Here is a 23,870-nt window from a genome sequence, read left to right on the forward strand (position 1 = left end):
TTGGATGTCTGCCCCTTGGGGGCCGCGACCCGGATGCTTCGTGACCGCTCATCCGGTGCCGACCGCACTCATTTGATCATCCGACCCCGACAGAGTTCTGTCCAGAGGGCGCCTTCGTGACCGTCACCACTTCCGGACGAATCCGTAACTTACGGTGGCGTAGGTAGCATTGCGTCATGACTTCCGCGCGCGACGCCACTGAGAGCCACACCTCCCCCGCGCCTCCCTCAGCGGGAGCGGTCTCCGCGGTCGCCGCGGCGACCGCACCCCTCAAGCCGAAGCTGCGTGGGTGGCTGCATGCGGGGATGTTCCCCGCCGCACTGGTCGCCGGCGTTGTCCTCACCTCACTCGCCGACAGCCCTCGCGGCCGCGTGGCCTGCGGGATCTTCACCCTCACCGCCTGCCTGCTCTTCGGGGTCAGCGCGCTCTACCACCGGGGCAACTGGAGCCCGCGGGCCGACGGCATCCTGCGCCGCCTGGACCACGCGAACATCTTCCTGATCATCGCGGGCACCTACACGCCGCTGACGATGCTGCTGATGCCCGGCTCCCGCGGCGAGGCACTGCTGTGGGCGATCTGGGCCGCCGCGCTGGCCGGTATCGCCTTCCGCGTCTTCTGGGTCGGCGCCCCCCGCTGGCTCTACACCCCCTGCTACATCGCCATGGGCTGGGCCGCCGTCTTCTTCCTCCCCGATTTCCTGCGCACGGGCGGCGTCGCCGTGCTGGTGCTGGTCATCGTCGGCGGACTGCTCTACAGCGCCGGCGGCGTGATCTACGGGATCAAGCGCCCCAACCCCTCACCCCGGTGGTTCGGCTTCCACGAGGTCTTCCACTCACTGACCCTGGCGGCGTTCATCGTGCACTACGTCGGCATCTCACTGGTCGCGTATTCGCACACCTGAGGCGGCCCGGCCCTCGGCCGGCACACCCGATCTCGCGCGCCCCGGTGGCCGCGGCCCCGAGGCCGCGGCCATTGGCCGTTCCGGGGCCATTCGCCGTTCCGGGGCCATTCGCCGTTCCGGGGCCGGCTGCGCGCCAACCACCCGCCACGCAGCGAGGGTTCGCGCCATGGCGACCAGCCGGGCCACGGCCGGAATCAGCACGCCGCGGCCGGCCCGGAAGCCGCCCGCGCCGAGCACCGCACCGAGCACCGCCCTCAGCCGCCTCGCAGGTCGCATCCCACCTCACCCCCCATCGGTCACCATGCGTCATCACCGGCACTCCACAGCGTGACACGCACCACTGACAGTCAGCGTTTCGCGGGAAGTGGCACGTGGAGTCTTTTGAGAGCTGCCGTCAGAACGTCGCGGGACGGGTGGAGGCGACAAGGCGGGGACCGGAAGCCGTCCGGTGTCCGCGCGGCCGAGGCCTCCCCGCCCCCGCTCCCTCCCGCAGACAGGCACGGCCGCCGGGGCCTCTCCCGGGGACCACGGGCGTCGCTCCGGCCACGCGCGATACCCGACAATGACGTTCATGGTCTCTGCACACACCTCCGCCACCACGCCGCACGGGACGCCGAAGGCCGGGCTGCGGGAGCGGAAGAAGATCCAGACCCGGCAGGCGATCCGCCGTGCCGCTCACCGGCTCTTCGAGGAGCAGGGGTACGACGCGACGCCCGTCGACCGGATCGCCGAGGCCGCCGACGTCTCACCGAGCACGGCGTTCCGCTACTTCCCCACCAAGGAAGACATCGTGCTCACGGACGAGTACGACGCGGTGCTGGAGGCCGGTATCCGCGCCCGGCCCGCCGGTGAGCCGATGGTCGAATCGCTGCGGCAGGTCACCGTCGAATCGCTGCGCAAAATCACGTCCGAGGACCGTACGGAACTCTTCCAGCGCATGCGGCTGGTGCGGGAAGTGCCTGCCATCCGGGGCCGTACGGCGGAGAACACCGCGCGGGACGCGGCGATGATCTCCGCCGTCCTGGCCGAGCGCGCGGGCCGGACGGTCGACGACCTGGAAGTGCGGGTCATCAGCGCGGCGGTCCTGGCCGCTCTCCAGGAGGCCATGATGCGCTGGGTCGAGGACGAAGGGCAGGGCGCCGATCTGGAGGCCCTGATCAACCGGACGATGGATGTCCTGAACCGCGGCCTCACCCTCTGAGAGCGAGGCGTCCGGGCCGCGCCCCTTTCGCCGACCCTTCGCCACGCCCGACCAGGACGGCAGATCTCCCGGTCCCGCCGGTTCTCCCGTCCCGCCCGTTCTTCAGGTCAGGCCGGCTCGCCCAGTCGTGCCGCGAGCCGCGCCCGTAGGAGCGACAGTTGCTCGATACGGGCGTCCAGGTCGGCGAGCCGCCGCCGGGCCACGGTTTCCACGGCCGAACAGGGGCCCGCTTCCCGTCCGGTGGGGATCAGGTCCGGCACCCCGTTGGCGGGCATGGTGCGCAGCAGATGCGCGAACTCCCGGACGTCGCCGACGGTCAGCCCCGCGTCCCGCAGTTCGCGTACGGCGCGCAGCCGCCGGACGTCCTCCGCGTCGTACACCCGGTGGCCCGACGGCGTCCGGCGGGCGGTCACCAGACCCTGCTGCTCGTAGTAGCGCAACGCCCTGGGCGTCATCCCGGCGGCCGTCGCCGCGTCTCCGATACGCATCCGCCCTCGGCTCCTTTCCGTTCCGCGCCCCGGTACGGCCGCCCGGTTTCCCGGCCGGCTCCGGAACCGGCTCCCGATCGGAGCCGGTCAACTCCCGTTCAGTGCACGCTCGATGCCGGACGCTGCCCGCAGCAGCTCTTCGTCCGCGCCGGAGGGTCCGACGAGCTGGAGTCCCAGCGGCAGCCCGCCCGCCGAGCGTCCTGCGGGAAGGCTGACCGAGGGCAGTCCGGCGTTGCTCCACGGCAGGCACATCACCGACGATCCGGTGCGGGTGAGGTCCGCGGGCGCGGGGCCGGTGGCCGACGGGGCGATCCACACGTCGATACCGGCGTCCTTCCCGTCGGCGGCGAGGCGTTCGCGGAACGCGGCGCGCCGGACCCGGGCCGCCTCGTAGTCGGCGTCCCCGATCGAGTGACCCTGCCGGATGGCGGCCACGGTCTCGTCCCGGTAGCGGTCGCCGAAGCGCGCGAACCAGTCGGCGTGGGCCCGCGCCACCTCGTAGCGGTTCATCGTGAAGAGCTGCGCGACGATCTGCTCGAAGTCGGCCATCACCGGCACCTCGCGCACCGTGTAGCCGGCCGCGCCCAGTCGTTCCCGCTGCTCCCGGAAGGCGTGCAGGGCCTCGTCGTCGGCCCGCTCCAGATACGGGCCGACCGGCACGCCGAGGACGGGGCGCCGGGCCGGTCCCGCCGCACGCAGGCCCGTACCGACTTCCGTATCCGCATCCACGTGCGCACCCACGTGCGTATCCGCGTCCGCGACCTCGGGACGCCATCCGTCGCACAGCACGGACGCGGCGAGCGCGACGCCCGCGACATCCGTGGCGTAGCAGCCGAGAGTGTCGAAGCCGATGGCGTTGGGGATCACTCCGTCGACCGGGATCCGGCCGTATCCCGGCTTGAATCCGACCACACCGCAGTACGCGGCGGGGCGGATCATCGAGCCGACGGTCTGTGTCCCGATGGCCAGCGGCACCATCCCGGCGGCGACCGCCGCGGCCGAGCCGCTGCTGGAACCGCCGGGGGTGTGCGCCACGTTGTGCGGATTGCGGGTGGGGCCCGGCGCCGTGACGGCGAACTCCGCCGTCACGGTCTTGCCCGCGATCAGCGCTCCGGCGGCGCACAGCCGGTCCACGACGGTGGCCTGTGCGCCGCCCAGCACCTCGGGCGGCAGCGTGGATCCCGCGCGGGTGGGCAGCCCCTCGACATGCACGATGTCCTTGATGCCGACCGGGACGCCGTACAGGGCGGGGCGGCGCGCCGGGTCCGACGGACCGGCCGCCATCAGCTCCCGCGCCGCCCCCAGGAGCCGTGCGCGCCGGTCCGGCTCGGGCACGAAGGCCCGTACATGCGGATCGACGGCGTCGATGCGGTCGCAGGTACGGGACGCCGCGGCGGCCGGGTCGTCGGTGCCGGACCGCAGCGCCGCGGCCTCCGGGACGAGGGGCCGGCAGCCGGGCAAGGTCTCCATTCCCGCAGGCTACAACCGGCGACCGGCGGGACGGAGGCGCTCCGCCCACCGCGCCCGCCGCTGGGCCCCGGCGCTCACAACTCGACGATCACGGCGCCCATATGGCGCCCCTCGGTCAGCTCGCGCAGTGCGCGCGGTGCCTGCTCGATGCCCTGCAGGCGGGCGTGCGGGAAGGTGAGGGAGCCGTCGCGCAGACCGGCGGCGAACCGCTGGTTCCACTCCGGGATGAGGTCGAGGTGGTCGAACAGCGCGACACCGCGCAGCGTGATGCCGCGGGCGAGCAGCGCGAGCGTGTCGATCGCGGTGGTGGCCGGGGCGTCGTCGGAGAGCTGGCTGGACAGTGCCCCGACGATCGCCAGGCGGGCGCCCCGGTTGGCGACGGCGAGGGCCGCCTGCAGCTGCTCGCCGCCCACGTTGTCGAAGAGCGCGTCGATGCCCTCCGGGGCGGCCTTGCGCAGCTGCTCCTCGATGGGGCCCGCGCCGCGGATGACCGCGGCGTCGTAGCCGAATTCCGCGATGAGCCGGTCGGCCTTCTGCTGCGAGCCGGTGCTGCCGATGACGCGGGTCGCGCCGTACTGCCGGGCGATCTGACCCGCCAGGGAGCCGACGCCACCGGCCGCCCCGGTGACGAACACCGTGTCCCCGGGGCGCACTTCGGCACCGCGGGCGATGCCCATCAGGGCGGTGGGTCCCTGCGAGAGGTGGGCGGCCGGGTCGGGCAGCAGAGCGGGGTCGAGGCGGTGTACGTCGGCGGCGTCGAGCAGCGCGTACTCGCGCCAGCCGAGGCGGTGTTCCACCAGGTCACCGGGGTGGAGGTCGGTGCCGGGCGCGGCGACGACCTCGCCGACGGCCGCTCCGTGCAGCGGCGCGCCGACCTCGTAGGGCGGCATCGGCACCACGCTGGTCTCGTCCATCAGGGTGCGCATCACGGCGGCGACACCCATGTGGGTGGTGCGTACGAGCACCTGACCGGCCGCCGGTTCGGGGACCGGCACCTCGACGATCTCGAAGAGGTCATCGGCGACCGGCCCCCGGGGGCGGGCGGCCAGGCGTACTTCGCGGTGAGTGCGGTTCGTCATGCCGCGAGGCTAGAACTTGACGCGCACGTCAAGGTCAATACGGTCGCTGGTCCCAAGACTTGCGGCGGGCGGCCGCAGCGGCCGCGGAGGGACGCGTTCCCCCCGCGGGGGCTCACGCCCGCAGCCGCTCCGCCAGCTCCTCCGGGTCCGTCGTCGGCCGTTCGCAGGTGAAGCGGCGGCAGACGTACGCGGCCGGGCGGCCGTCGACCAACGGGCGGTCCGCCAGCAGCGGCACCTCGTCGGAGCCCGGTGCGCCGAGCGCGACGGCCGCCCCGGGGGAGGTGCCGAGCAGCGCGGCGCGGTGCAGGGCAAGGGTCGCGGGATCGTCCTGCGAGCCGACGACCGCCACCTCGCGGGGCCCGTCCAGTGCGGCCTCGGCGACCGCCAGTCCCCATCCGATGAAGCGCGGTGCCTTGCCGCCGAGCGCCGTGACGACGCCTAGGGCGCTTTCGGCCGCGCCCCGGTGGAGGTCGCTGCCGGTCAGCGCGGCATATGTCAGCAGGGCGCCGGCCGCCGCCGTCCACCCGGAGGGCGTGGCGTTGTCGGTCGGGTCCTGGGGGCGGCGGATCAGCGCCTCGGCGTCGCCCGCGGTGTCGTAGAGCGTGCCGTCCTCGGCGGTGAACTGCACCAGCACGGTGTCCAGGAAGAAGCCGGCGAACTCCACCCAGACGCCCTCCCCGGTGACCGAGGCCAGAGTCAGGAGGCCCTCGGCGGCGTTCGCGTAGTCGTCCAGGACACCGGAGTTGGCGCCCGGGGTGCCGTCCCGGGAGGTGCGGTGCAGCCGGCCCTGCCAGTCCATGTGGACGCGGACGAGCAGGTCGGCGGCGTCGGTGGCGGCCTGGATCAGGTCCGGGCGGCCGAAGTAGGCGCCGGTCTCGGCGAGCGCGGCGATGGCCAGGCCGTTCCAGGACGCGACGATCTTGTCGTCGCGGCCGGGGCGGGGCCGCTCCTCACGCGCCGCCAGCAGCCGCTGCTTGACGGACGCCACCCGCTCGGCGTCGTCCACCCCGTCGGTGTCGGGATCGGTGTCGGGGTCGGGGCCCTCACCGGTGCCCGTGCCGATACCGGTGCCGGGAAGCTGGAGGACCGAGGCGCCCTCCTCGAAGGTGCCCTCCTGGGTGACGCCGAAGTGATGCGCGGCGAACTCCGCGTCCTTGTCGCCGAGCACCTCGCGCAGCTGCTCCGGCGTCCAGACGTAGTAGGCGCCCTCGACGTGCCGGCCGCTGCCCGTGCCGTCGTCGCTGTCCGCGTCGAGCGCGGAGGCGAAACCGCCCTGGTCGGTGCGCAGCTCGCGGACCATGAAGTCGGCGGTCTCGACGGCGACCCGGCGGGCCAGATCGGAGCCGGTGGCGCGCCAGAGGTGCGCGTAGGTCCGGCACAGCAGGGCGTTGTCGTAGAGCATCTTCTCGAAGTGCGGCACGGTCCACGTCGCGTCCACCGCGTAGCGCGCGAAACCGCCGCCGAGCTGGTCGTAGATCCCGCCGCGGGCCATCGCCGCACAGGTCGCCCTGACCATGTCCAGGGCCGCTTCGGAGCCGGTGCGCGCGTGGTGGCGGAGCAGGAACTCCAGCGCCATGGACTGCGGGAACTTGGGCGCGCCGCCGAATCCGCCGCGCACCGCGTCGAATTCCCGGGTCAGGCCCATCAGGGCGGCGTGCAGCTCCTCGGGGCGCGGCGGCCGACGGTCGGCGGCGGGCAGCGAGTCGGTGAGGGAGCGTCCCGCCAGGTCGGCGACGATCCGTCCGGCGACCTCGCCGACCTCGTCGCGGCGGTCCGTCCAGGCGCCGCGTACGCCCTCCAGGACCTGCGCGAAGGACGGCATGCCATGGCGCGGCTCGGGCGGGAAGTAGGTGCCGAAGTAGAAAGGTTCGGCGTCGGGCGTGAGGAAGACGGTCATCGGCCAGCCGCCCTGGCCGGTGGCGGCCTGGACGGCCTCCATGTAGACGGCGTCGACGTCCGGGCGCTCCTCGCGGTCCACCTTCACGGAGACGAAGTGGTCGTTGAGCAGGGCCGCGGTCGCCGGGTCCTCGAAGCTCTCGTGGGCCATGACATGGCACCAGTGGCATGAGCTGTAGCCGACGCTGAGCAGCACCGGCACACCGCGCCGCCTCGCCTCCTCGAACGCTTCGGTGGACCACGGCCACCAATCGACCGGGTTGTCGGCGTGCTGGAGCAGATACGGGGAAGTCTCATGGGCCAGGCGGTTCGGCATGGGCCCATCCTCTCCCAACGGGGGTCCGGGAGTCGGGAGCGGAGGGAGTTATCCACAGGCCTGCCGGAATTCACGCGGACGCGGAACACTGTGCGTACGGCGGCGATCATCGCCGGATCGGGAGCCGGCGGATATCCGCCGAGCGCTGCCGGGACCACCGGAGACTGCTGGAACCGCCGGAACTGCCGGAACTGCTGGAGGGGGAACCTCATGCCGGGCTCACTGGCTGTGTTGCGTGACGGCCATCGGGCTGAAGCGGAAGGCCTGTTGGCGCGAGCCGTGGAGGAGGAGGTGCGTCGTGCGGGCGGCCGGCTGGACCAGGCCACGCTGCTCGGCAGGGCGCGGGAGGCGCTGGAGGAGCTGGCGGGCGCCGCGTCCGAGGAGTACTCCGCGTATGTCCGGGCGCTGGACGAGGCCGCGGCAGGTGAGCGCCCGCTGTCCGCGAGGCTGTCGCGCAAGGAGTGGGGGACCCCCGCGGTCGCGACGGCGGTGGCGGCGGCAGCGGCCTTCGCCACGGACCTGGTGTACGGCATGGGCGCGGGCCCCGCGCTGGGCGTGGGGGCCGCGGTGGTGGTCGCGGGCGCCGCGGCCACGGTCCTGAAGCTGACGGCGGGCCACTGGCCGGCGGCGCACCAGCAGGCCGGGATGCGGGGGCAGCCGGGCGGCCCCGAGCAGCTGCGGCTCCAGTGGCTGACGGCCCTTGAGGTGCGGGGAGTGCGGCCGTTCCTGGATCAGCAGCGGATGCTGACGGCGGCGACCCGCGGCAGCGGGACCCCCTCCGATCCGGTGGCCGCGAAGACCACCCGGGTGGTGCCGCAGCTGCGTGGCGCGGACCGCAGCCAGGCGGCCCGGCAGCGTTCCGTACTGGAGCAGTCCTTCTCGCAACTGCCGCGTTCGGGAAGCCCGTTCGCGGGGCGCCGGACGGAGCTGACGCAGATCGCACAGTGGGTGCACGCGGCGCGTGCGAGCACCGAGACCAAGCCGACGGTGGTGGTGCTGCACGGCGAGCCGGGCTCGGGCCGTACGGCGCTGGCGGTGCGGGCGACGCATCAGCTGCGCGATCAGTTCCGGGGCGCCTGCGTCGTCGATCTGCGCGGCAGCACCCCGGGCGAGGCCCCGCTGCCGACCCGGGACGCGCTGCTGCATCTGCTCAACCGCCTGGGCGCGCCGCGCGAGCAGCTGCTGTTCCGTGAGCGCCCCTCCCAGGACCAGCACGTCAAGCGGCTGACCGATCTCTATCACCAGCATTTGAAGGGCCTTCCGGTGACGGTCCTGCTGGATGACGCCTCGGATCCGGAGCAGGTGCGGAGCCTGGTGCCGGACCGTTCCGACAGCCTGGTGCTGGTCACCTGCCGCGAGCCGATGGAGCTGCCGGCGGACCTCCAGGCGTGGGTGCATCAGCTCCCCGTGGGGCCGCTGGACGCGGCAGGCACCGAGGAGTTGCTCCGCTCGGCGGCCGGGGCACAGGATGCGGCGGGCGAATCGGCTCCGTATGACGCGCGGGCCATCGACGAGATCTCCGGGCTGTGCGCCGGCCTGCCGCTGGCGCTGCGGGTGGCGGGCACCTCCCTCGCGACGCGCTCCCCCGCCGCGCTGGCCTCGGATCTGGCAGCCGTCGGCCCGGTGGCGCCGGTGGACCGCGCCCTGTGGCTGCGCTACGACGACCAGCCGGAGACGGCCCGGCGGCTGCTGCGCCGGCTGGCCCTGGTCGGCCGCGCGAGCCTGGGGGCCGCGGCAGCGGCGGCCCTGCTGGGGGTGGACAACGCGGAGGCGGAGCGGCAGTTGACGGAGCTGGCGAAGGCCGGCCTGATCGAGCTGGTGCGCGGTGAGCGCTACCGCCTGCACGCCCTGATCCACACCTTCGCGCACGCCAGGCTGGTCGACGAGGAGGATCCGGAGGAGCGCAGCGCCGCCCAGGAGCGGCTGATCCGCGGCTATGCGGAGCTGGCCGACTCGGTCATCCGCCTCGTCGACGGCCGTACGTCGACCCGGGCCGACCGCTTCGGTTCGCACGGCTTCACCTCGCTGGACGCCGCCCTGCAATGGCTCGACGACGAGACCAGCTTCATCACGGCCGCGCTGCGCCACGCCGACCAGGACGTGGACCAGGCCGCGGTCTCCCATCTGCTGGGCGCGCTGTGCGATTACTGCCTGCTGCGCGGCGACCTCTACCGCCTCGGCGAGCTGAGCGAGCTGACCCGGGCCGTCGGCCAGGGGCTGCTGGTCCGGTCGGTGCAATGGCGTACGGGTGTCGCGGCCCGGCAGCTCGGCGAGCTGGACAAGGCGCGGACGACCCTGACATCGGTGGTCGATCTCTACATCGAGGCGCAGCATCCGGCGGGCGCCGCCCGCGCGCTGCGCGATCTGGGCATCACCCTCCAGCAGCAGGGCAATCTGACCGAGGCCACGACCAAGCTGCGTGCGGCGCTGGAGATGCAGTCCGGTGCCGATATGCACGGCGACCGGGCCTGGACGCTGCACGCCCTGGCGGCCGTGGAGCGGGACCGGGCGCGGATTCCCGAGGCGCTGGCGCTGCTGCACGAGGCGCTGGGGCTGCATGAGGAGAGCGAGAGCGCGCACGGCCAGGCGTGGGCGCACTTCCAGCTCGGCCAGGTGTATCTGCGGATGGGCGAGGTGCCGCAGGCCGAGGCGGCCCTGCAGGCCGCGATGGAGCTCTACGGCCGTACGCACGACGAGCGCGGCGAGGCCTGGGCGATGACCCAGCTGGCGCGGGCCCGGCTGGTGGACGGCGATCCGGCGCCCGCCGCGGACCAGCTGCGGCAGGCCCTGTCGCTGCACCACGAGCACGAGGACGCCCGTGGTGAGGCGTGGACGATGTACTACCTCGGCCAGGCGCTGGAGGAGCGCGGCGAGCACGATGCCGCACTGCGCCAGTTGGAGCGGTCGCGGACGATGTTCAGCAGGATGCAGGACAGCTACGGCCTGGCCTGCGCCCGGCATCATTCGGGGCGGGTCACCCGTGATCTGCGGGCGGCGCAGACCGGTTCGCTGCGCAACAGCGGTTTCGCCCGGCAGCTGTTGCAGGACGCCCGTAAGGACTTCGAGCGGATCGGGGTGCCGCACGGTGAGGCGTGGTCGTGCCTGGAGCTGGTGATCATCGACGCGGGCAACGGCCGGGCGGCGCAGGCGCTGGAGCTGGTCGACGAGGCGGCGCGCATATTCGCCGGCTACGGCGACCGGCGCGGCGAGGACTGGGCACGGTTCCTGCGCTGCACCCTGCTGCCGTTCGCCTCGCCGGGCGGTTCGGTGATCGGTACGGCCGTGGCGCAGGAGGAGCTGGCGCAGCTCGTCCAGGAGAGGCATCCGTCGCGCGATGCGAAGCTGGAGGACTGCGCGGAGACGTTCGCGCTGCTGCTTGACCGCGGGGTGGAGCCGGAAACGGGGTGGCAGGCCTGGCGGCTCGGCATGGTGCCGAACCGCCATGCACGCGAGGTCATGGGGGTGGCCGTCGCGCCGACCGCCGCGGAATGACGCAGCGGCCCGGTGGCGTGCGCCGCCGTGGCGTGGCGCCCGGGGATGTCGTCCACGAGCGCCGGGCGGGCCGCGCGGCCCGCTGCCCGCTGGGGGTCAGGGGGCCGGCGGCCCATGAGCCGGTGGCCGTCAGCCGATGGCCGGTCCCCGGCCGTCAGCCGGTCTTCGGCTCGGCGGCCTTCGGGGTGGCCGCCTTCGGGGTGGTGGAGGCGGTGGTGACCGCCTCGCCCTCCTCGGGCCCCTCCTCGAAGTCCACCTTCTTCATCTGCTTGTTCATGGACTTCATCAGCAGCCAAACGGCGCCGCCGATGACCGCGAAGACGATGAAGCCGAGGACGCCGGGGGTCACCTTGTCCTTGTCGAAGCTGTCGGCAAGGGTGACGAAGTGCGTCATGGCGAGGGTGCTGGTCGCGCTCATCATGGGGTCAATTGTTGCGGATGCCCGCGAAGAGGTCGTCCTCGGGGAGGGAAGTATCGACCCGCGACTTCGCGAGCTCGTATTCTTCCGTCGGCCAGACCTCGCGCTGGAGGTCCATCGGGACCCGGAACCAGCCGCCGTCGGGGTCGATCTGGGTGGCGTGCGCGATCAGGGCCTTGTCGCGGATCTCGAAGAAGTCGTCGCACGGAACGTAGGTGGTGAGGGTGCGCTCGCGCTGCTCGAACTGCTTCCAGCGCTCCAGCCAGTCGCCGTAGGGCGACTTCATGCCGCGGGCCAGCAGCGCCTCGTGCAGCGCGACGGTGCGGGGGCGGTTGAAGCCCTGGATGTAGTAGAGCTTCTGGGGCGTGTAGGGCTCGCCGGCCTCGGGGTACTTCTCCGGGTCACCGGCCGCTTCGAAGGCCACCATCGTGATCTTGTGGGTCATGATGTGGTCCGGGTGCGGGTAGCCGCCGTTCTCGTCGTAGGTCGTGATGACCTGCGGCTTGAACTCCCGGATGAGCTTGACCAGCGGCTCGGCCGCGGCCTCCACGTCCTGCAGCGCGAAGCAGCCCTCGGGCAGCGGCGGCAGCGGGTCGCCCTCGGGCAGCCCGGAGTCGACGAAGCCGAGCCACTCCTGCTTGACGCCCAGGATGTCCCGGGCCTCGTCCATTTCCTTCTTCCGTACCTCGTGGATGTTCTCCTCGATGTACGGGTCTCCTTGGAGTTTGGGATTGAGGATGGAGCCTCGCTCACCGCCTGTGCAGGTGGCGACCAGCACGTCCACCCCCTCGGACACGTACTTGGCCATGGTGGCCGCACCCTTGCTCGACTCGTCGTCGGGGTGGGCGTGGACCGCCATCAATCGCAGCTGCTCAGTCAAGACTCGATCCTCAGTGAAAGGCCGGAGAAGATGCCTCCTATAGTGACCGAAACGAGGGGGCGCCGTATTCCCGGGGAGGGGACCACCCGGGGGTTGTCCGTTCCGGGTCCCCGTACCAGGAGGAATGATCATGGCCGCGGTGCGTGAAGGGCTCCCGGACGGACGCTACGGCCGCTCCGCGGATCAGCGCGCGGACCGCAAGCTCAAGATCACCGGCGCGGTGCTCGGTGTCGTGCTGCTCGGCGTGATCGCCTGGATCGGCGGCTCGTACATCTCCGGGCAGGACCTCAGCGGCCGGTTGATCGCCTGGGACGCGGTGTCCGACAGCACCGTCAAGGTGCATCTCGAGGTCGTCAAGGGCACCGACGACAAGGGCGTGTGCACCCTCCGCTCGCAGGCCGAGGACGGTTCCGAGGTCGGCCGCAAGGACGTCACCATCGACCAGCGCACGAGCCAGGTGGACACCGAGGTCACGCTGCGCACGACGAAGCGGGCGACCAACGCCGTGCTCGTCGGCTGCCGGGCCTCCGGCGGCAGCTGACCGCGACGGCGGTGCCGGCCCGCGGCCGGCGACGCGCAGCAGGCCCGCCGGGGACTATCGCTGACCTGCGACGATGCGCATCCTGTGGGTTGACTGTGGAATTCCCCTTCCCCGTTTTGTGCCGGAATTGTTAGGCTCGTGGTTTCGCCCACCTGTGAAGGCGCATGTCTTCCCGGTAGGGCGTTTGATTTATCCCCAGTACCGACGAGGAGCACCTGTGACCCAGACCAGCGAGAACGTCACCTGGCTGACCCAGGAGGCGTATGACCAGCTCAAGGCCGAGCTGGAGCACCTGTCTGGTCCCGCACGCGCCGAGATCACCGAAAAGATCGCGGCGGCCCGCGAGGAAGGTGACCTGAAGGAGAACGCCGGGTACCACGCGGCCAAGGAGGAGCAGGGCAAGCAGGAGCTGCGCGTCCGCCAGCTCACCCAGCTGCTGCAGACCGCGAAGGTCGGCGAGGCCCCCGCCGCCACCGGAGTCGTCGCTCCCGGCATGGTCGTCACCATCGCGTTCGACGGAGACCCGGACGACACCCTGGCGTTCCTGCTGGCCTCGCGGGAGTACGCGAGCTCGGACATCGAGACCTACTCCCCGCAGTCGCCGCTGGGCGAGGGTGTGAACGGCAAGAAGGTCGGCGCCCAGGCGGAGTACGAGCTCCCCAACGGCAAGAAGGCGGCGGTGAAGATCCTCGACGCCAAGCCGTACGTGGGCTGAGCCCGCAGGCGTCACACAGACGACGAAGCGGCCCGGAGGCTTGAGACTCCGGGCCGCTTCTGCGTGTGCGGGCGGGGCGAGTGCGGGCACTACCACCCCCGCGTGGGCCGGGCCTCCCCCCTGTCCCTCGGCCGTACGCCGGGCCGGCGTCCGTCAGGCCGTCGCCGAGCGGTACTTGCGCACCGCCAGGGTCCGGAAGACGGCGATGATCAGGACGGACCAGAGGACGGAGGCCAGCACCGGCTGCTCCATCGGCCAGGCGCCGGTCACGGACGCCGGAATCCCTTCGATGGTGTTGCCGAACAGCTGCCGGACGGCCTGCACCGTCGCGCTGAACGGGTTCCATTCGGCGACGTGCTGCAGGAACACGGGCATGCCGTTGACCGGCACGAAGGCGTTGGAGATGAACGTCAGCGGGAAGAGCCAGATCAGGCCGCCCGAGGTGGCCGCCTCGGGGGTGCGCACCGTGAGGCCGATCAGCGCGCCGATCCAGGAGAAGGCGTAGCCGAGCAGGAGCAGCAGGGCGAAGCCGGCCAGCACCTCGGCCATGTTCTCGTGGGTGCGCCAGCCGATGAGCAGGGCGACGGCGGCCAGCACGACCAGGGTCAGGGCGGTCTGCACGAGGTCGGCGAGGGTGCGGCCGGTGAGGACCGCGCCACGGGACATCGGCAGTGACCGGAAGCGGTCGATCAGTCCCTTGTGCATGTCGTCGGCGATGCCCGCACCAGCACCCGCCGTGGCGAAGGTGACGGTCTGCGCGAAGATGCCGGCCATCAGGAATTCGCGGTAGGCCTGGGCGTCGCCCACCGGAGCGCCGGGGATGATGATGGAGCCGCCGAAGACGTAGGTGAACAGCACCACGAACATGATCGGCTGGATCAGCCCGAAGATCACCACTTCGGGGATGCGGACCATCCGGATCAGATTGCGTTTGGCGACGACGAGGGAGTCGCGCACGGACCGGCCGAAGCCGCCGCGGGGCTGCGGGGTACGGAGGGGGGCCGCTTCGGTCACCGTCGTCACTTCACGCCTTCTTTCCGGGGCGTCGTGCCGGAACCGGCCGCCTCGACCTCGTCGACCGGCTTGGCGGCCTTTCTGCCCTTGCGGCCCTTCGCGCGGCGCTCGCCGCCGTTCCCGCCGGCTTCGGTGCCCTCGCCGTTCTCCTCCCCGGCCTCGGCGACGTGGCCGGTCAGCGAGAGGAAGACGTCGTCGAGGGTCGGGCGGCGCAGTCCGATGTCGTCGATCTCCACGCCCCGGGTGTCGAGTTCGCGGATGACCTCGGCGAGCAGTTTGGCGCCGCCGGACACCGGGACGGTCAGTTTGCGGGTGTGCGGCTCCACGGTGCCCTCGCCCTTGCCGAAGCCGCGCAGCACCTCATCGGCGATGGGGATGTGCTCGGCGGCGTGCACCACGACCTCCACGCGCTCACCGCCCGTACGGGCCTTGAGCTGGTCGGAGGTGCCGCGGGCGATGACCTTGCCGTGGTCGACGACGCAGATGTCGTGGGCGAGGCGGTCGGCCTCTTCCAGGTATTGGGTGGTGAGCAGCAGGGTCGTGCCGCCGGCGACCAGCTCCTGGATGACGTCCCACAACTGCTGGCGGTTGCGCGGGTCCAGGCCGGTGGTGGGCTCGTCCATGAACATCACGGGCGGGCTGACGACGAGTGCGGCGGCGAGGTCGAGCCGGCGGCGCATACCGCCGGAGTAGGTCTTGGCGATGCGGTCGGCGGCGTCGCCGAGGTGGAAGCGGTCCAGCAGTTCCACGGCTCGCATCTTCGCGTCCCGGGCCCTCATCTGGTAGAGCTGGCCGACCATCATCAGATTCTCACGGCCGGTCAAGTACTCGTCGACCGCGGCGAATTGGCCGGAGAGACCGATCGACCGGCGCACCTTGTCCGGGTGCGCGAGGACGTCGATCCCGGCGACCACCGCCTTCCCGCTGTCTGGCTGGAGGAGGGTCGTCAGGACGCGTACGGCGGTGGTCTTGCCGGCACCGTTGGGGCCGAGCATGCCGAGGACGGTTCCTTCGGGGACGTCGAGATCGACGCCGTCCAGTGCCCTGACGTCGCCGAACGTCTTCACCAGACCTTCGGCGTAAATGGCGCCTGGCATATGGGTACTCCCATGGCTTGGGTCAGTTCCAGGTCGAATATTACGTTTGCCGGACTACGCCCGCTCCGTGAGCATTTGCTGTTCACGGAGGGTCGCAGGTCGGCAGCACTCCGCGACTCTCCGTCGCGATACTACTCCAGACGCGATACATCGCGATACACGTGACGCGGTTTTCGCGGCCGCACATGCGTACGGCGCGGCGGGTACCCGGGGTACCCACCGCGCCGCACACCACCACCGGCACACGCGACCGGTCACGCGACCGCTTCGCGCGTCACCGGTTCACGCCGTCACCGGCTCACTCCGAGATGTAGTACCCGGCCTCCCGCAGCGCCGCGCTCACTTCGACGCAGTGCTCGGGCCCCTTGGTCTCCAGGTGCAACTCCACCTCGACCTCGGTCAGTCCGAGCCGCGGATCCGTCCGCACATGGCCGACGTCGAGGACGTTCGCGTCCACCTTCGTCAGCACCCCCAGCAGCGTCGCCAGGGCCCCCGGCCGGTCCGTCAGCCGCAGCCCCAGCGAGAGGTAGCGGCCCGCGGCGCGCATGCCGTGCCGCAGGATCCGCTGCATCAGCAGCGGGTCGACGTTCCCCCCGGACAACACCGCCACCACCGGCCCCTCGAAGGCACCCGGGTCGGACAGCAGCGCCGCCACCGGGCTCGCGCCGGCCGGCTCCACCACCAGCTTCGCCCGCTCCAGGCACAGCAGCAGCGCGCTGGACAGCTCGTCCTCGGAGACCGTACGGACCTCGTCCACCAGGTCCTCGACGAGCGCGAACGGCACATCCCCGGGCCGTCCGACCTTGATGCCGTCCGCCATCGTCGACAGCCCCTCGATGGCCACCGGGTGCCCGGCCGCGAGTGACGGCGGGTAACAGGCCGCGCCCGCCGCCTGCACGCCGACGACCTTCACGTCCGGGCGCAGCGATTTGACCGCCAGCGCCACGCCCGCGGCGAACCCTCCGCCGCCGATCCCGACGACGACGGTGCGCACCTCCGGGCACTGTTCGAGGATCTCCAGGCCGACCGTGCCCTGGCCGGCGATGATGTCGCGGTGGTCGAAGGGGTGGATGAAGACCGCGCCGGTCTCGCGCGCGTAATCCTGGGCGGCCGCCAGCGTCTCGTCGACGACCTGGCCGTGCAGCCGCACCTCGGCGCCGTAGTCACGGGTCGCCGCGACCTTCGGCAACGGCGCGCCGACCGGCATGAAGACCGTGGAGCGCACCCCCAGCAGGGACGCGGCGAGCGCCACGCCCTGGGCGTGGTTGCCGGCGCTCGCCGCCACCACACCGGCCGCCCGCTCCTGCGGGGAGAGCCCGGCGATCCGGACGTAGGCGCCCCGGATCTTGAAGGAGCCGGTGCGCTGGAGGTTCTCGCACTTGAGGTGCACGGGAGCGCCGACCAGCCCGGACAGGTAGCGGCTGCCCTCCATCGCGGTGGCCCGGGAGACGCCGGAGAGCATCTTGTGCGCCGCGCGCACGTCCTCGACGGTGAGCGCGGCGGCCGGTTCCGCGCCGGCCGGGCCGCCGGTGACCGGACCGTCCGTAATCGGCTCGCCGGTCATCGGACGGTCGGTGGAATGCGCGGCTCCGGGGGTCCGGTGCGGTGTACGCGGCGTGTGATCGGCCATGCCGCCAGTCTCGCAGCTCGTCCCCGCGGGGGCTTTTCCGGCCGGGCGACCGGGCTCTTCGGCGCCCGTGGGAGCGGCGGACGGGGTTACAGGGCGTTATCGGATCGGGCAGCGCCGGTACGGTTCGCGCCGGGTCCGCGTACTCTGTCCTCCAATCCGTACCCACCCCATGAAGCGAGCACCCGGCCATGCCCACCTCTTCGGACATGACGACCCACACCGATCCCGCTCTTCTCGACGCGCTACAGCACCAAGTGGCAGTCTTCGCCCGCCGTGCAGAACAGAGCCGGCTCGGCGGCGTCGGGCAGGCGCGCAACTCCATGGACCGCGCCGCCTACCTGCTGCTCAACCGCCTGGACCAGGAAGGGCCGATGGGCGTCAAGGCGCTGGCCTGCGGGATGGGCATCGACTCCTCGACGGTGACCCGCCAGGTCGCCCCGCTCGTCGAGTCCGGGCTGGTCAGCCGCGCCACGCACCCCGAGGACGGCCGGGCGGTGGTGCTCCAGCTGTCCGAGCGCGGCCGCGCCCGCCTGGAAGAGGTACGCGAGTCCCGCCGTGCGCTGATGGCGCTGGTGACGGAGGAGTGGACCCAGGAGGAGCGCGACGCGTTCTGCACGCTCCTGACGCGCTTCAACACCTCCCTCGCCGACATCACCGCGGCCCTGCCGCCCGGCGGCGCCGCGTCCTGACCGCCCGCCGTCGGCCTCCTTTCGTGCCCACGGCGACCGGCGCTCCTGCCTTCGACTCCTGCCGCGCCTCTTGACCGGCCGCCCGCGCTGCCGTGCCATAGGAAGCCAGGAGCCGGTGCCCGGTCCCGGTGCATGAGCCGGGGTCAGGGCCGGTCAGCCGGGAGGCGCGGTGCGAGAGCGGCGGACGGCACGGAAGAGCCGCCGCGCCCAGGAGTTCGAGTCGTTCGTGGCGGGCGCGGCGGGCCGGCTGCTGCATGTCGCGGCCCTGCTCACCGGCGAACCGCTCACCCGCCCCGCCCCGGCCGCCGAGGAGTTGCTGACCTGCGCGCTGTCCCGGACGTACGCGGCCTGGGACCGGCTGCGCGGTGAGGACCCGTACGCACGCGCCCGGCAGGAAATGGCCGCCCGCTTCGCGCAGACCGCCTGGCGCCACCGCCGGCCACGCGGCGGCCTCCTGGACCGGCTGTCCCCGCAGGAGCGCCTGATCCTGGTGCTGCGGCTCTACGAGGGCGTCGCCGAGGAACAGACCGCGGCCCAACTCGGCCTGCCCGCCGAGCGGGTGCGCGCACTGTGCCTGCACGCCATCACCGAAATGCGCACCAGCCGCCCCGCGCCTCCCGCGTCCGCCCCCACGCCCCCCGAACCGGCCGCACCATGAGCCTCCCCGACCGCAAGGAGACCGAGGTGCGCCGGATGCTGGCCGGGCCGCATCCCCTCGTCCCGCCGGATCTGGCCGCACGGTCCCTCAGCCGCGGCAGCCGCCTCCTGGCACACCGCCGCCTGCTACGCCGCGTCGGCTGGGTGGTCGCGCTCGTGGCGCTGGCGGCCCTGCTGAGCTGGGCGGCCGTGGCGCAGCCGTGGCTGCTTCCGCCGGCGCACACCACCCCTCCGCCGGAGGGGTGGTGAACGCGTGGCCGCGCCGGCCACGGCCCGGACGGCTGCCCGTCAGGCCAGCGCCTGCGACAGGTCGGCCAGCAGGTCGTCGATGTTCTCGATGCCGACCGACAGGCGCACCAGATCCGACGGGACCTCCAGCGCCGAGCCCACCACCGAGGCGTGCGTCATCCGGCCCGGGTGCTCGATCAGCGACTCGACGCCGCCCAGCGACTCGCCCAGGGTGAACAGCTTCGCGCGGTTGCAGACCTCCACCGCAGCCTGCTCACCGGCCGTGACCTGGAACGACACCATGCCGCCGAAGGACCGCATCTGCTTGGCCGCGATCTCGTGGCCGGGGTGCTCGGCGAGGCCCGGGTAGTAGACGCGGGAGACCTTCTTGTGCGAGCTGAGCAGCTCGGCGACGCGCGCGGCGTTGGCGCTGTGCCGGTCCATGCGGACGCCGAGCGTCTTGATGCCGCGCATCACCAGCCAGGCGTCGAAGGGCCCGGCGATCGCACCCATCGCGTTCTGGTGGTAGGCGAGTTCGTCGCCGAGGGTGTCGTCGTTGACGACGAGGGCGCCGCCGACGACGTCGGAGTGGCCGCCCATGTACTTCGTCGTGGAGTAGACGACCACGTCCGCACCGAGGGCCAGCGGCTGCTGGAGGTAGGGGCTGGCGAAGGTGTTGTCGACGACGAGCCGGGCACCGGCGTCGCGGGCCACACCGGCGAGCGCCGTGATGTCGCTGATGCCGAGCAGCGGGTTGCTGGGCGTCTCGACCCAGATCACCTTCGTACGGGGCCGCAGCGCGGCGCGTACGGCCTGCGGGTCGGAGGTGTCGGCCACCGACCACTCCACGCCCCACCGCTCGACGACCTTCGCGAACAGCCGGAACGTACCGCCGTAGGCGTCATTGGGGATGACCACGTGGTCACCCGGGGTCAGCAGGGTCCGCAGCAGGCAGTCCTCGGCGGCGAGGCCGGAGGCGAAGGCCAGACCGCGGCGGCCGCCGTCCAGGGCCGCGAGATTCTCCTCCAGGGCGGTACGGGTGGGGTTGGCGCTGCGGCTGTACTCATAGCCGCCGCGCAGCCCGCCCACGCCGTCCTGCTTGTAAGTAGAGACCTGGTAGATCGGGGGAACCACCGCGCCGGTCGCCTTGTCGGGCTCCTGACCTGCGTGGATGGCGAGGGTTTCGAAATGCTGGTGGCGCTGGTCGCGCTGATCGCTCATGCCTGCCGAGGGTAGTCGGCCGCGCAACCGAACCTTCCGGAACTTTCTGGTTGGCTGGATAGTGGATACATACGGGGGCCACCGCACATCGGTTCCCCTACCTCCACCACCGCTCGCCCTCCGCCTCCCTCACCCCACCGCCTCACCGCCTCCGACCGGGACACACCACATGGATGCTCTGCTGGTTCTCTTCGCCGCCCTCGCGATGGGCGGTGTCATCTTCCTGCCCTGGATGCGGCGCCGGCGGGCGGGAAGCCAGGCCCGGCAGGGTCTGGTGGTGGCCTCCGACCCGATGGCCGGCTACGACTTCGTCCCCCTCGACGAGCTCGACGTACGCCTCCCGGGGCCCGACCAGGAGCTGGAGGACGCGCTGGCGGAAATGCGGCGCACCCACGACTGGCGCCCGGCCGCCGCCCTTCTCCGGTCCACCGGCGACGACTGGGAGCGCCGCTGGCAGCGGGTCCAGACGCTGGCCGGCGCCGCCGCCTTCGAGTTGGCCCACGAAGCGGCACCGGCCGGGGCGGACGGCGGCGGGCACCGCGTCGGCGGCATCTGGCTGCGTACGTGGCGCAACGAAGCGCCCAAGGACCCCGGCGGCGCCCAGACCCACGCGCAGTTCCTCGTCCTCCAGGCACTGCGCGACCCCGGCTCGCAGGACTTCCGCATGATCCTGGAAGAGGCCCGCACGGTCTGCCACGAGGCGGCGCTCCTCGCTCCCGGCTCCCCCGTCCCCTACATCACCGAACTCGCCGTCGCCCGGGGCCTGCACGACCGCCCCGCCGACTACGAAGAGCTCTGGTCCAAGGTCGTCCAGCGCGCCCCGCAGCACATGGGCGCGCATCTCGCCGCGCTCCCCTACTGGTCACAGAAGTGGCACGGCTCCCGCGAGCAGGCCGAGGAGTTCTGCGAGCGCGCCGCCGCCGGCGCCCCGCCGAAGAGCCTGCTGCCCGCCCTCCCCCTCTTCGCGGTCTACGAACACCTCCCCGAGGCCAACATGGTCCGCGGCCTCTACCAGAGCGTGGTCATCGAGCGCGCCATCGAAGGCGCCCATTTCGCGCTGCGCGAGGCCCCCGCCGACCACCCGATGGCACCGCACGTCCGTCATCTGCTCGTCTGGTTCCTGGTGCGCGCCGAGCGCTACGCCGAGGCCATGGAACAGCTCCGGCAGGTCGACGGCCACGTCGGCGCCGTCCCGTGGTCGTACGGCCACAACCCCGCCGCCGAGTACGCCGCCTACCGCGCCCTGGCCATCGCCGGCTGGGAACAACTCGGCGGCACATCGGCGGGATTCCCCCGGAAGCCGGGTCAGTAGGGTCTGTCGTTTGGATCCGGCCGGCCGGCGCCGGAATGCCATCCCGCTCCCCGGCGTTGCCCGGATAGCGCACTCCGCCCTGCGCCGGTTCGTCGTCCCCCTCGCCCCCTCGCCGTCTGGAGCCTGATCCCGATGCTCTTCTCCCGCTTCAAGAGCCACCTCCCCACGCCCGAGGAAGCCCTGGAGGGACGCCCCGAGCGGGAATTCGCCGTACCCGACCGGCACACGGTCCTGGGCAACCCGCTGCTCGGCCCGTATCCGGAGGGCCTGGAGATCGCCGACTTCGGCCTGGGGTGCTTCTGGGGCGCCGAGCGGAAGTTCTGGCAGACCGAGGGCGTCTGGACCACCCTCGTCGGCTACCAGGGAGGCCACACCCCCCACCCCACCTACGAAGAGGTCTGCAGCGGCCACACCGGCCACACCGAGGCCGTCCGGGTCGTCTACGACCCCGCGGTCGTCCCGTACACCGCCCTCCTGAAGCTCTTCTGGGAGTCCCACAACCCGACCCAGGGCTTCCGCCAGGGCAACGACGTCGGCACCCAGTACCGCTCTGCCGTCTACACCCACTCCCCCGCCCAGCAGCAGACCGCCGAGGCCTCCCGCGACGCCTACGGCACCATCCTGCAGAACTCCGGCCACGGCACCATCACCACCGAAATCCTCCCCGCCGACACCACCCGCCCCTTCTACCCGGCAGAGGGCTACCACCAGCAGTACCTCGACAAGAACCCGGCGGGGTACTGCGGGATCGGCGGGACGGGCGTCAAGCTGAGTGACCCGTTCGAGACGAACTGGGGAGCGTCCTGCCCCACGGGCATTGCGCCGGCTGATGACTGAACGTGCCACGTCACCCACCGGCCTGCTGCACGCTGCGGCAGTTCGGTGGGTGGACACCAGCGCATACCCCTCGGTTGTCGAGGTCGTCTTCGTCGATGCCGAGGGCGTGCGGCACTCGATCATCGACAAGACCCCTCTGTTCTGGGACGAGGACGAGGAGCCTGAGCCGAACACAGACCTCCCCCTCGCGGTCCGTCTGGACGCGACGCTCGTCGAGTCGGGCCTACCTGGCAACCGAGTCCGTGTGGCCGTCGATCACCGATCCGTCAACGACCATGGCTACGCGGAGTTCACGGTCTTCGCCCATCAGGTCACCGCGGAAACCTCCTGAGCGACGCCCGGAGGGCAGGCGCCTCTGGCCGGGACGGGGGTCAGCTGAGCGGTGGGGGTGGCTCCGGCGCCGACGGACGGCTGATGCGGACGGCCGTTTACCGAGTCTTCGGCGCCGCCTGGGGCATTGCCATCGACCTCACGGCAGGGTCGGCCTCGGTGGCGGCTCCGCCGGACGGTGCCCAGCGGATCAGTGAACGGGTCTGGCTTGACGCCACGCCCGTCCTCGAACATCCCCCCACGGACCGCTCAGGGCTGCGCCTCACCCCGGACGAAGTGGGCTGGCTCCGGCACGGATTGGGGCTGGCGGCAGAGGCGATCGAGGCTGCCCGGCCTCCAGGGCGGCACACGCTGGTCACGGTGCACCGAGTGCTGTTCCCTGAAGCCGACTTCCAGGCGGAAGGACTGGCCGCAGCGATCATCGAGTGGTCCCGGAAGGAGTTCGGCATCCCCGCAGTACCGCTCGGCATCTCCTTCGATCGTGCCGCCAACCGCTTCGCCTTCGCCTGGCGGACGCACCAGCCCCCGCCAGGAGCAGAGGTGCGCAGGAAGTATCCCGCCCGGGACCTGCTGGGCCGCCCGCTGCACGACGACTGAGGCACGGCCCAGAGATCGTCGTCCCGGCCCCGCTGGAGCACAGCGCGGCACGCGGCGACAGACCCTAGGTGTGCGGCCGTTGCCAATCGGCTTCTTTTCTTGACAGTGCGGCGACTCCGGCCGCGGCGATCACGAGGAGAGCGATGGCAAGGAGCAGCGGTGCGCGCACGTCGCCGACCCGGAGGAGGAGGCCTCCGCAGAACGCGCCGAACACCACGGTCAGCACCGAGATCACGCCGCTGGTCACACCCCGGCCCCGGCCGCCGGCCAGTTTTGAGTCGGCTGCGACGGCAGTGAAGGTGAGCGTCGCGACGACCGTCCTCATGTCCTTCAGGTTGACCTGCCGGGTGAGGGCCGCTTGGAAGCCCATCCCCGATGCCAGGGCGACGATCGCGGCCCAGCGGCGGGCCGACGGCACCGAGCCCCCGTCCTCCACGCCCCACAGCAGGGCGACAGCGACAGCGACCAACACCACGACGACTGTTGCGCTTCCGCACAGCAGCCACCCTCGGTGGTGTGCCAGCGATTGCACGGCCCTTCCGCCGGCGAGGCAGCCGACGAGGAAGGCGCCGATCGCAACGGCTGAGGGGGCCACGGCTGTCCCCACTTCCGAGAGGCCGAAGCCGACGAAGATGAGATTGCCGGCCATGTTGGCGACGAATACTTTGCCGAGCACGAGGTAGCTGACGGAGTCCACCAACCCGGTCACCGTCGTCAGCAGCAACAGGAGGACGGGGAGGGGGCCGTCGGAGCCGCGAAAGAGGATCCGCAGGGGATCGACCCTCCCAGGAGGGCCGTCATCGCTGTGAACCCCTGCCACGGCCTGTCTCCCACCAGCTGCTTTCGCCTATGGGGACTGA

General features: G+C 72.0%; 23 protein-coding genes. 12 read left to right on the forward strand and 11 right to left on the reverse strand.

Annotated features, from left to right (window positions below):
* Nucleotides 1–176 precede the first annotated feature (176 nt).
* Both ACIRQ7_RS03485 and ACIRQ7_RS03490 read left to right on the forward strand, forming a co-directional pair.
* The gene (locus ACIRQ7_RS03485; protein ID WP_404259486.1) at nt 177–902 is read left to right on the forward strand and encodes a hemolysin III family protein; all 726 of its coding nucleotides are present in this window, start codon (nt 177–179) and stop codon (nt 900–902) included.
* A 562-nt stretch (nt 903–1,464) separates the two neighbouring features.
* Nucleotides 1,465–2,103: a TetR/AcrR family transcriptional regulator gene (locus tag ACIRQ7_RS03490; RefSeq protein ID WP_404259488.1), complete on the forward strand. Its 639-nt coding sequence runs from the start codon at nt 1,465–1,467 to the stop codon at nt 2,101–2,103.
* A gap of 107 nt (nt 2,104–2,210) precedes the next feature.
* On the opposite strand, the gene ACIRQ7_RS03495 is transcribed toward ACIRQ7_RS03490, so the two are convergent.
* The 4 genes from ACIRQ7_RS03495 to ACIRQ7_RS03510 all read right to left on the reverse strand — a co-directional run bounded on the left by ACIRQ7_RS03495 (nt 2,211) and on the right by ACIRQ7_RS03510 (nt 7,352).
* The gene (locus tag ACIRQ7_RS03495; RefSeq protein ID WP_404259490.1) at nt 2,211–2,591 is read right to left on the reverse strand and encodes a MerR family transcriptional regulator; all 381 of its coding nucleotides are present in this window, start codon (nt 2,589–2,591) and stop codon (nt 2,211–2,213) included.
* Nucleotides 2,592–2,678: 87 nt separating this feature from the next.
* Complete coding sequence (locus ACIRQ7_RS03500) at nt 2,679–4,061, reverse strand: amidase (protein ID WP_404259492.1); 1,383 nt, start codon at nt 4,059–4,061, stop codon at nt 2,679–2,681.
* 74 nt (nt 4,062–4,135) lie between these two features.
* A complete protein-coding gene (locus ACIRQ7_RS03505; RefSeq protein WP_404259494.1) occupies nt 4,136–5,140 on the reverse strand; it encodes a zinc-binding dehydrogenase in 1,005 nt (334 codons plus the stop codon).
* A gap of 112 nt (nt 5,141–5,252) precedes the next feature.
* Nucleotides 5,253–7,352 (reverse strand): thioredoxin domain-containing protein, encoded by a 2,100-nt coding sequence (locus ACIRQ7_RS03510; RefSeq protein WP_404259496.1) that lies wholly within the window; start codon nt 7,350–7,352, stop codon nt 5,253–5,255.
* A gap of 210 nt (nt 7,353–7,562) precedes the next feature.
* On the opposite strand from ACIRQ7_RS03510, the gene ACIRQ7_RS03515 reads away from it, so the two are divergent.
* The gene (locus ACIRQ7_RS03515; RefSeq protein ID WP_404259498.1) at nt 7,563–10,844 is read left to right on the forward strand and encodes a tetratricopeptide repeat protein; all 3,282 of its coding nucleotides are present in this window, start codon (nt 7,563–7,565) and stop codon (nt 10,842–10,844) included.
* Between the two features lie 154 nt (nt 10,845–10,998).
* On the opposite strand, the gene ACIRQ7_RS03520 is transcribed toward ACIRQ7_RS03515, so the two are convergent.
* The gene (locus tag ACIRQ7_RS03520) at nt 10,999–11,265 is read right to left on the reverse strand and encodes a hypothetical protein (protein WP_404259500.1); all 267 of its coding nucleotides are present in this window, start codon (nt 11,263–11,265) and stop codon (nt 10,999–11,001) included.
* A 4-nt stretch (nt 11,266–11,269) separates the two neighbouring features.
* Nucleotides 11,270–12,142, reverse strand: coding sequence for a mycothiol conjugate amidase Mca (gene mca, locus ACIRQ7_RS03525; protein WP_401462359.1), 873 nt, complete (start codon nt 12,140–12,142; stop codon nt 11,270–11,272).
* A 130-nt stretch (nt 12,143–12,272) separates the two neighbouring features.
* On the opposite strand from mca, the gene ACIRQ7_RS03530 reads away from it, so the two are divergent.
* Nucleotides 12,273–12,683, forward strand: coding sequence for a DUF4307 domain-containing protein (locus tag ACIRQ7_RS03530; protein WP_404259502.1), 411 nt, complete (start codon nt 12,273–12,275; stop codon nt 12,681–12,683).
* A gap of 217 nt (nt 12,684–12,900) precedes the next feature.
* A complete protein-coding gene (gene greA / locus ACIRQ7_RS03535) occupies nt 12,901–13,398 on the forward strand; it encodes a transcription elongation factor GreA (protein WP_401462354.1) in 498 nt (165 codons plus the stop codon).
* A gap of 153 nt (nt 13,399–13,551) precedes the next feature.
* On the opposite strand, the gene ACIRQ7_RS03540 is transcribed toward greA, so the two are convergent.
* The 3 genes from ACIRQ7_RS03540 to ilvA all read right to left on the reverse strand — a co-directional run bounded on the left by ACIRQ7_RS03540 (nt 13,552) and on the right by ilvA (nt 16,971).
* Entirely contained in the window at nt 13,552–14,421 is an 870-nt protein-coding gene (locus ACIRQ7_RS03540) for an ABC transporter permease (RefSeq protein WP_404259504.1), read from the reverse strand.
* Nucleotides 14,418–15,509 (reverse strand): ATP-binding cassette domain-containing protein, encoded by a 1,092-nt coding sequence (locus tag ACIRQ7_RS03545; RefSeq protein WP_404259506.1) that lies wholly within the window; start codon nt 15,507–15,509, stop codon nt 14,418–14,420. The genes ACIRQ7_RS03540 and ACIRQ7_RS03545 overlap by 4 nt, the downstream gene beginning before the upstream one ends.
* A 298-nt stretch (nt 15,510–15,807) precedes the next feature.
* Nucleotides 15,808–16,971, reverse strand: coding sequence for a threonine ammonia-lyase (gene ilvA / locus ACIRQ7_RS03550; protein WP_404260094.1), 1,164 nt, complete (start codon nt 16,969–16,971; stop codon nt 15,808–15,810).
* A gap of 356 nt (nt 16,972–17,327) precedes the next feature.
* Between ilvA and ACIRQ7_RS03555 the strand changes: the two genes are divergently transcribed.
* The 3 genes from ACIRQ7_RS03555 to ACIRQ7_RS03565 all read left to right on the forward strand — a co-directional run bounded on the left by ACIRQ7_RS03555 (nt 17,328) and on the right by ACIRQ7_RS03565 (nt 18,734).
* Entirely contained in the window at nt 17,328–17,828 is a 501-nt protein-coding gene (locus ACIRQ7_RS03555) for a MarR family winged helix-turn-helix transcriptional regulator (protein WP_404259508.1), read from the forward strand.
* Between the two features lie 169 nt (nt 17,829–17,997).
* Nucleotides 17,998–18,486: a sigma factor-like helix-turn-helix DNA-binding protein gene (locus ACIRQ7_RS03560; RefSeq protein WP_404259510.1), complete on the forward strand. Its 489-nt coding sequence runs from the start codon at nt 17,998–18,000 to the stop codon at nt 18,484–18,486.
* Nucleotides 18,483–18,734 (forward strand): hypothetical protein, encoded by a 252-nt coding sequence (locus tag ACIRQ7_RS03565; protein WP_404259512.1) that lies wholly within the window; start codon nt 18,483–18,485, stop codon nt 18,732–18,734. The genes ACIRQ7_RS03560 and ACIRQ7_RS03565 overlap by 4 nt, the downstream gene beginning before the upstream one ends.
* Nucleotides 18,735–18,773: 39 nt before the next feature.
* On the opposite strand, the gene ACIRQ7_RS03570 is transcribed toward ACIRQ7_RS03565, so the two are convergent.
* Nucleotides 18,774–19,934, reverse strand: a complete 1,161-nt coding sequence (locus tag ACIRQ7_RS03570; RefSeq protein WP_401462336.1) for a cystathionine gamma-synthase — start codon at nt 19,932–19,934, stop codon at nt 18,774–18,776.
* Nucleotides 19,935–20,103: 169 nt separating this feature from the next.
* Here ACIRQ7_RS03570 and ACIRQ7_RS03575 point away from each other — a divergent pair, with 169 nt between their 5' ends.
* The 4 genes from ACIRQ7_RS03575 (at nt 20,104) to ACIRQ7_RS03590 (ending at nt 23,010) form a co-directional block, all read left to right on the forward strand.
* Complete coding sequence (locus tag ACIRQ7_RS03575; RefSeq protein WP_403667239.1) at nt 20,104–21,246, forward strand: hypothetical protein; 1,143 nt, start codon at nt 20,104–20,106, stop codon at nt 21,244–21,246.
* A 132-nt stretch (nt 21,247–21,378) separates the two neighbouring features.
* On the forward strand, nt 21,379–22,083 hold the full coding sequence (gene msrA, locus ACIRQ7_RS03580; RefSeq protein ID WP_404259514.1) for a peptide-methionine (S)-S-oxide reductase MsrA: 705 nt from the start codon (nt 21,379–21,381) through the stop codon (nt 22,081–22,083).
* Nucleotides 22,084–22,132: 49 nt separating this feature from the next.
* On the forward strand, nt 22,133–22,414 hold the full coding sequence (locus ACIRQ7_RS03585) for a hypothetical protein (RefSeq protein WP_404259516.1): 282 nt from the start codon (nt 22,133–22,135) through the stop codon (nt 22,412–22,414).
* Nucleotides 22,415–22,497: 83 nt separating this feature from the next.
* Complete coding sequence (locus tag ACIRQ7_RS03590; RefSeq protein ID WP_404259518.1) at nt 22,498–23,010, forward strand: hypothetical protein; 513 nt, start codon at nt 22,498–22,500, stop codon at nt 23,008–23,010.
* Between the two features lie 64 nt (nt 23,011–23,074).
* On the opposite strand, the gene ACIRQ7_RS03595 is transcribed toward ACIRQ7_RS03590, so the two are convergent.
* A complete protein-coding gene (locus tag ACIRQ7_RS03595) occupies nt 23,075–23,734 on the reverse strand; it encodes a YoaK family protein (RefSeq protein ID WP_404259520.1) in 660 nt (219 codons plus the stop codon).
* Nucleotides 23,735–23,870 lie beyond the last annotated feature (136 nt).

Source organism: Streptomyces sp. NPDC101393 (genome assembly GCF_044767385.1).
In the GTDB taxonomy this organism is placed as follows: domain Bacteria; phylum Actinomycetota; class Actinomycetes; order Streptomycetales; family Streptomycetaceae; genus Streptomyces.

What these genes read in the sequence shown, in the direction of transcription:
- ACIRQ7_RS03485 (WP_404259486.1), top strand. Translation starts at nt 177, where the DNA reads ATGACTTCCGCGCGCGACGCCACTGAGAGCCACACCTCCCCCGCGCCT.
- ACIRQ7_RS03490 (WP_404259488.1), top strand. Translation starts at nt 1,465, where the DNA reads ATGACGTTCATGGTCTCTGCACACACCTCCGCCACCACGCCGCACGGG.
- ACIRQ7_RS03495 (WP_404259490.1), bottom strand. Translation starts at nt 2,591, where the DNA reads ATGCGTATCGGAGACGCGGCGACGGCCGCCGGGATGACGCCCAGGGCG.
- ACIRQ7_RS03500 (WP_404259492.1), bottom strand. Translation starts at nt 4,061, where the DNA reads ATGGAGACCTTGCCCGGCTGCCGGCCCCTCGTCCCGGAGGCCGCGGCG.
- ACIRQ7_RS03505 (WP_404259494.1), bottom strand. Translation starts at nt 5,140, where the DNA reads ATGACGAACCGCACTCACCGCGAAGTACGCCTGGCCGCCCGCCCCCGG.
- ACIRQ7_RS03510 (WP_404259496.1), bottom strand. Translation starts at nt 7,352, where the DNA reads ATGCCGAACCGCCTGGCCCATGAGACTTCCCCGTATCTGCTCCAGCAC.
- ACIRQ7_RS03515 (WP_404259498.1), top strand. Translation starts at nt 7,563, where the DNA reads ATGCCGGGCTCACTGGCTGTGTTGCGTGACGGCCATCGGGCTGAAGCG.
- ACIRQ7_RS03520 (WP_404259500.1), bottom strand. Translation starts at nt 11,265, where the DNA reads ATGATGAGCGCGACCAGCACCCTCGCCATGACGCACTTCGTCACCCTT.
- ACIRQ7_RS03530 (WP_404259502.1), top strand. Translation starts at nt 12,273, where the DNA reads ATGGCCGCGGTGCGTGAAGGGCTCCCGGACGGACGCTACGGCCGCTCC.
- ACIRQ7_RS03545 (WP_404259506.1), bottom strand. Translation starts at nt 15,509, where the DNA reads ATGCCAGGCGCCATTTACGCCGAAGGTCTGGTGAAGACGTTCGGCGAC.
- ilvA (WP_404260094.1), bottom strand. Translation starts at nt 16,971, where the DNA reads ATGCTCTCCGGCGTCTCCCGGGCCACCGCGATGGAGGGCAGCCGCTAC.
- ACIRQ7_RS03555 (WP_404259508.1), top strand. Translation starts at nt 17,328, where the DNA reads ATGCCCACCTCTTCGGACATGACGACCCACACCGATCCCGCTCTTCTC.
- ACIRQ7_RS03565 (WP_404259512.1), top strand. Translation starts at nt 18,483, where the DNA reads ATGAGCCTCCCCGACCGCAAGGAGACCGAGGTGCGCCGGATGCTGGCC.
- ACIRQ7_RS03570 (WP_401462336.1), bottom strand. Translation starts at nt 19,934, where the DNA reads ATGAGCGATCAGCGCGACCAGCGCCACCAGCATTTCGAAACCCTCGCC.
- ACIRQ7_RS03575 (WP_403667239.1), top strand. Translation starts at nt 20,104, where the DNA reads ATGGATGCTCTGCTGGTTCTCTTCGCCGCCCTCGCGATGGGCGGTGTC.
- msrA (WP_404259514.1), top strand. Translation starts at nt 21,379, where the DNA reads ATGCTCTTCTCCCGCTTCAAGAGCCACCTCCCCACGCCCGAGGAAGCC.
- ACIRQ7_RS03590 (WP_404259518.1), top strand. Translation starts at nt 22,498, where the DNA reads ATGCGGACGGCCGTTTACCGAGTCTTCGGCGCCGCCTGGGGCATTGCC.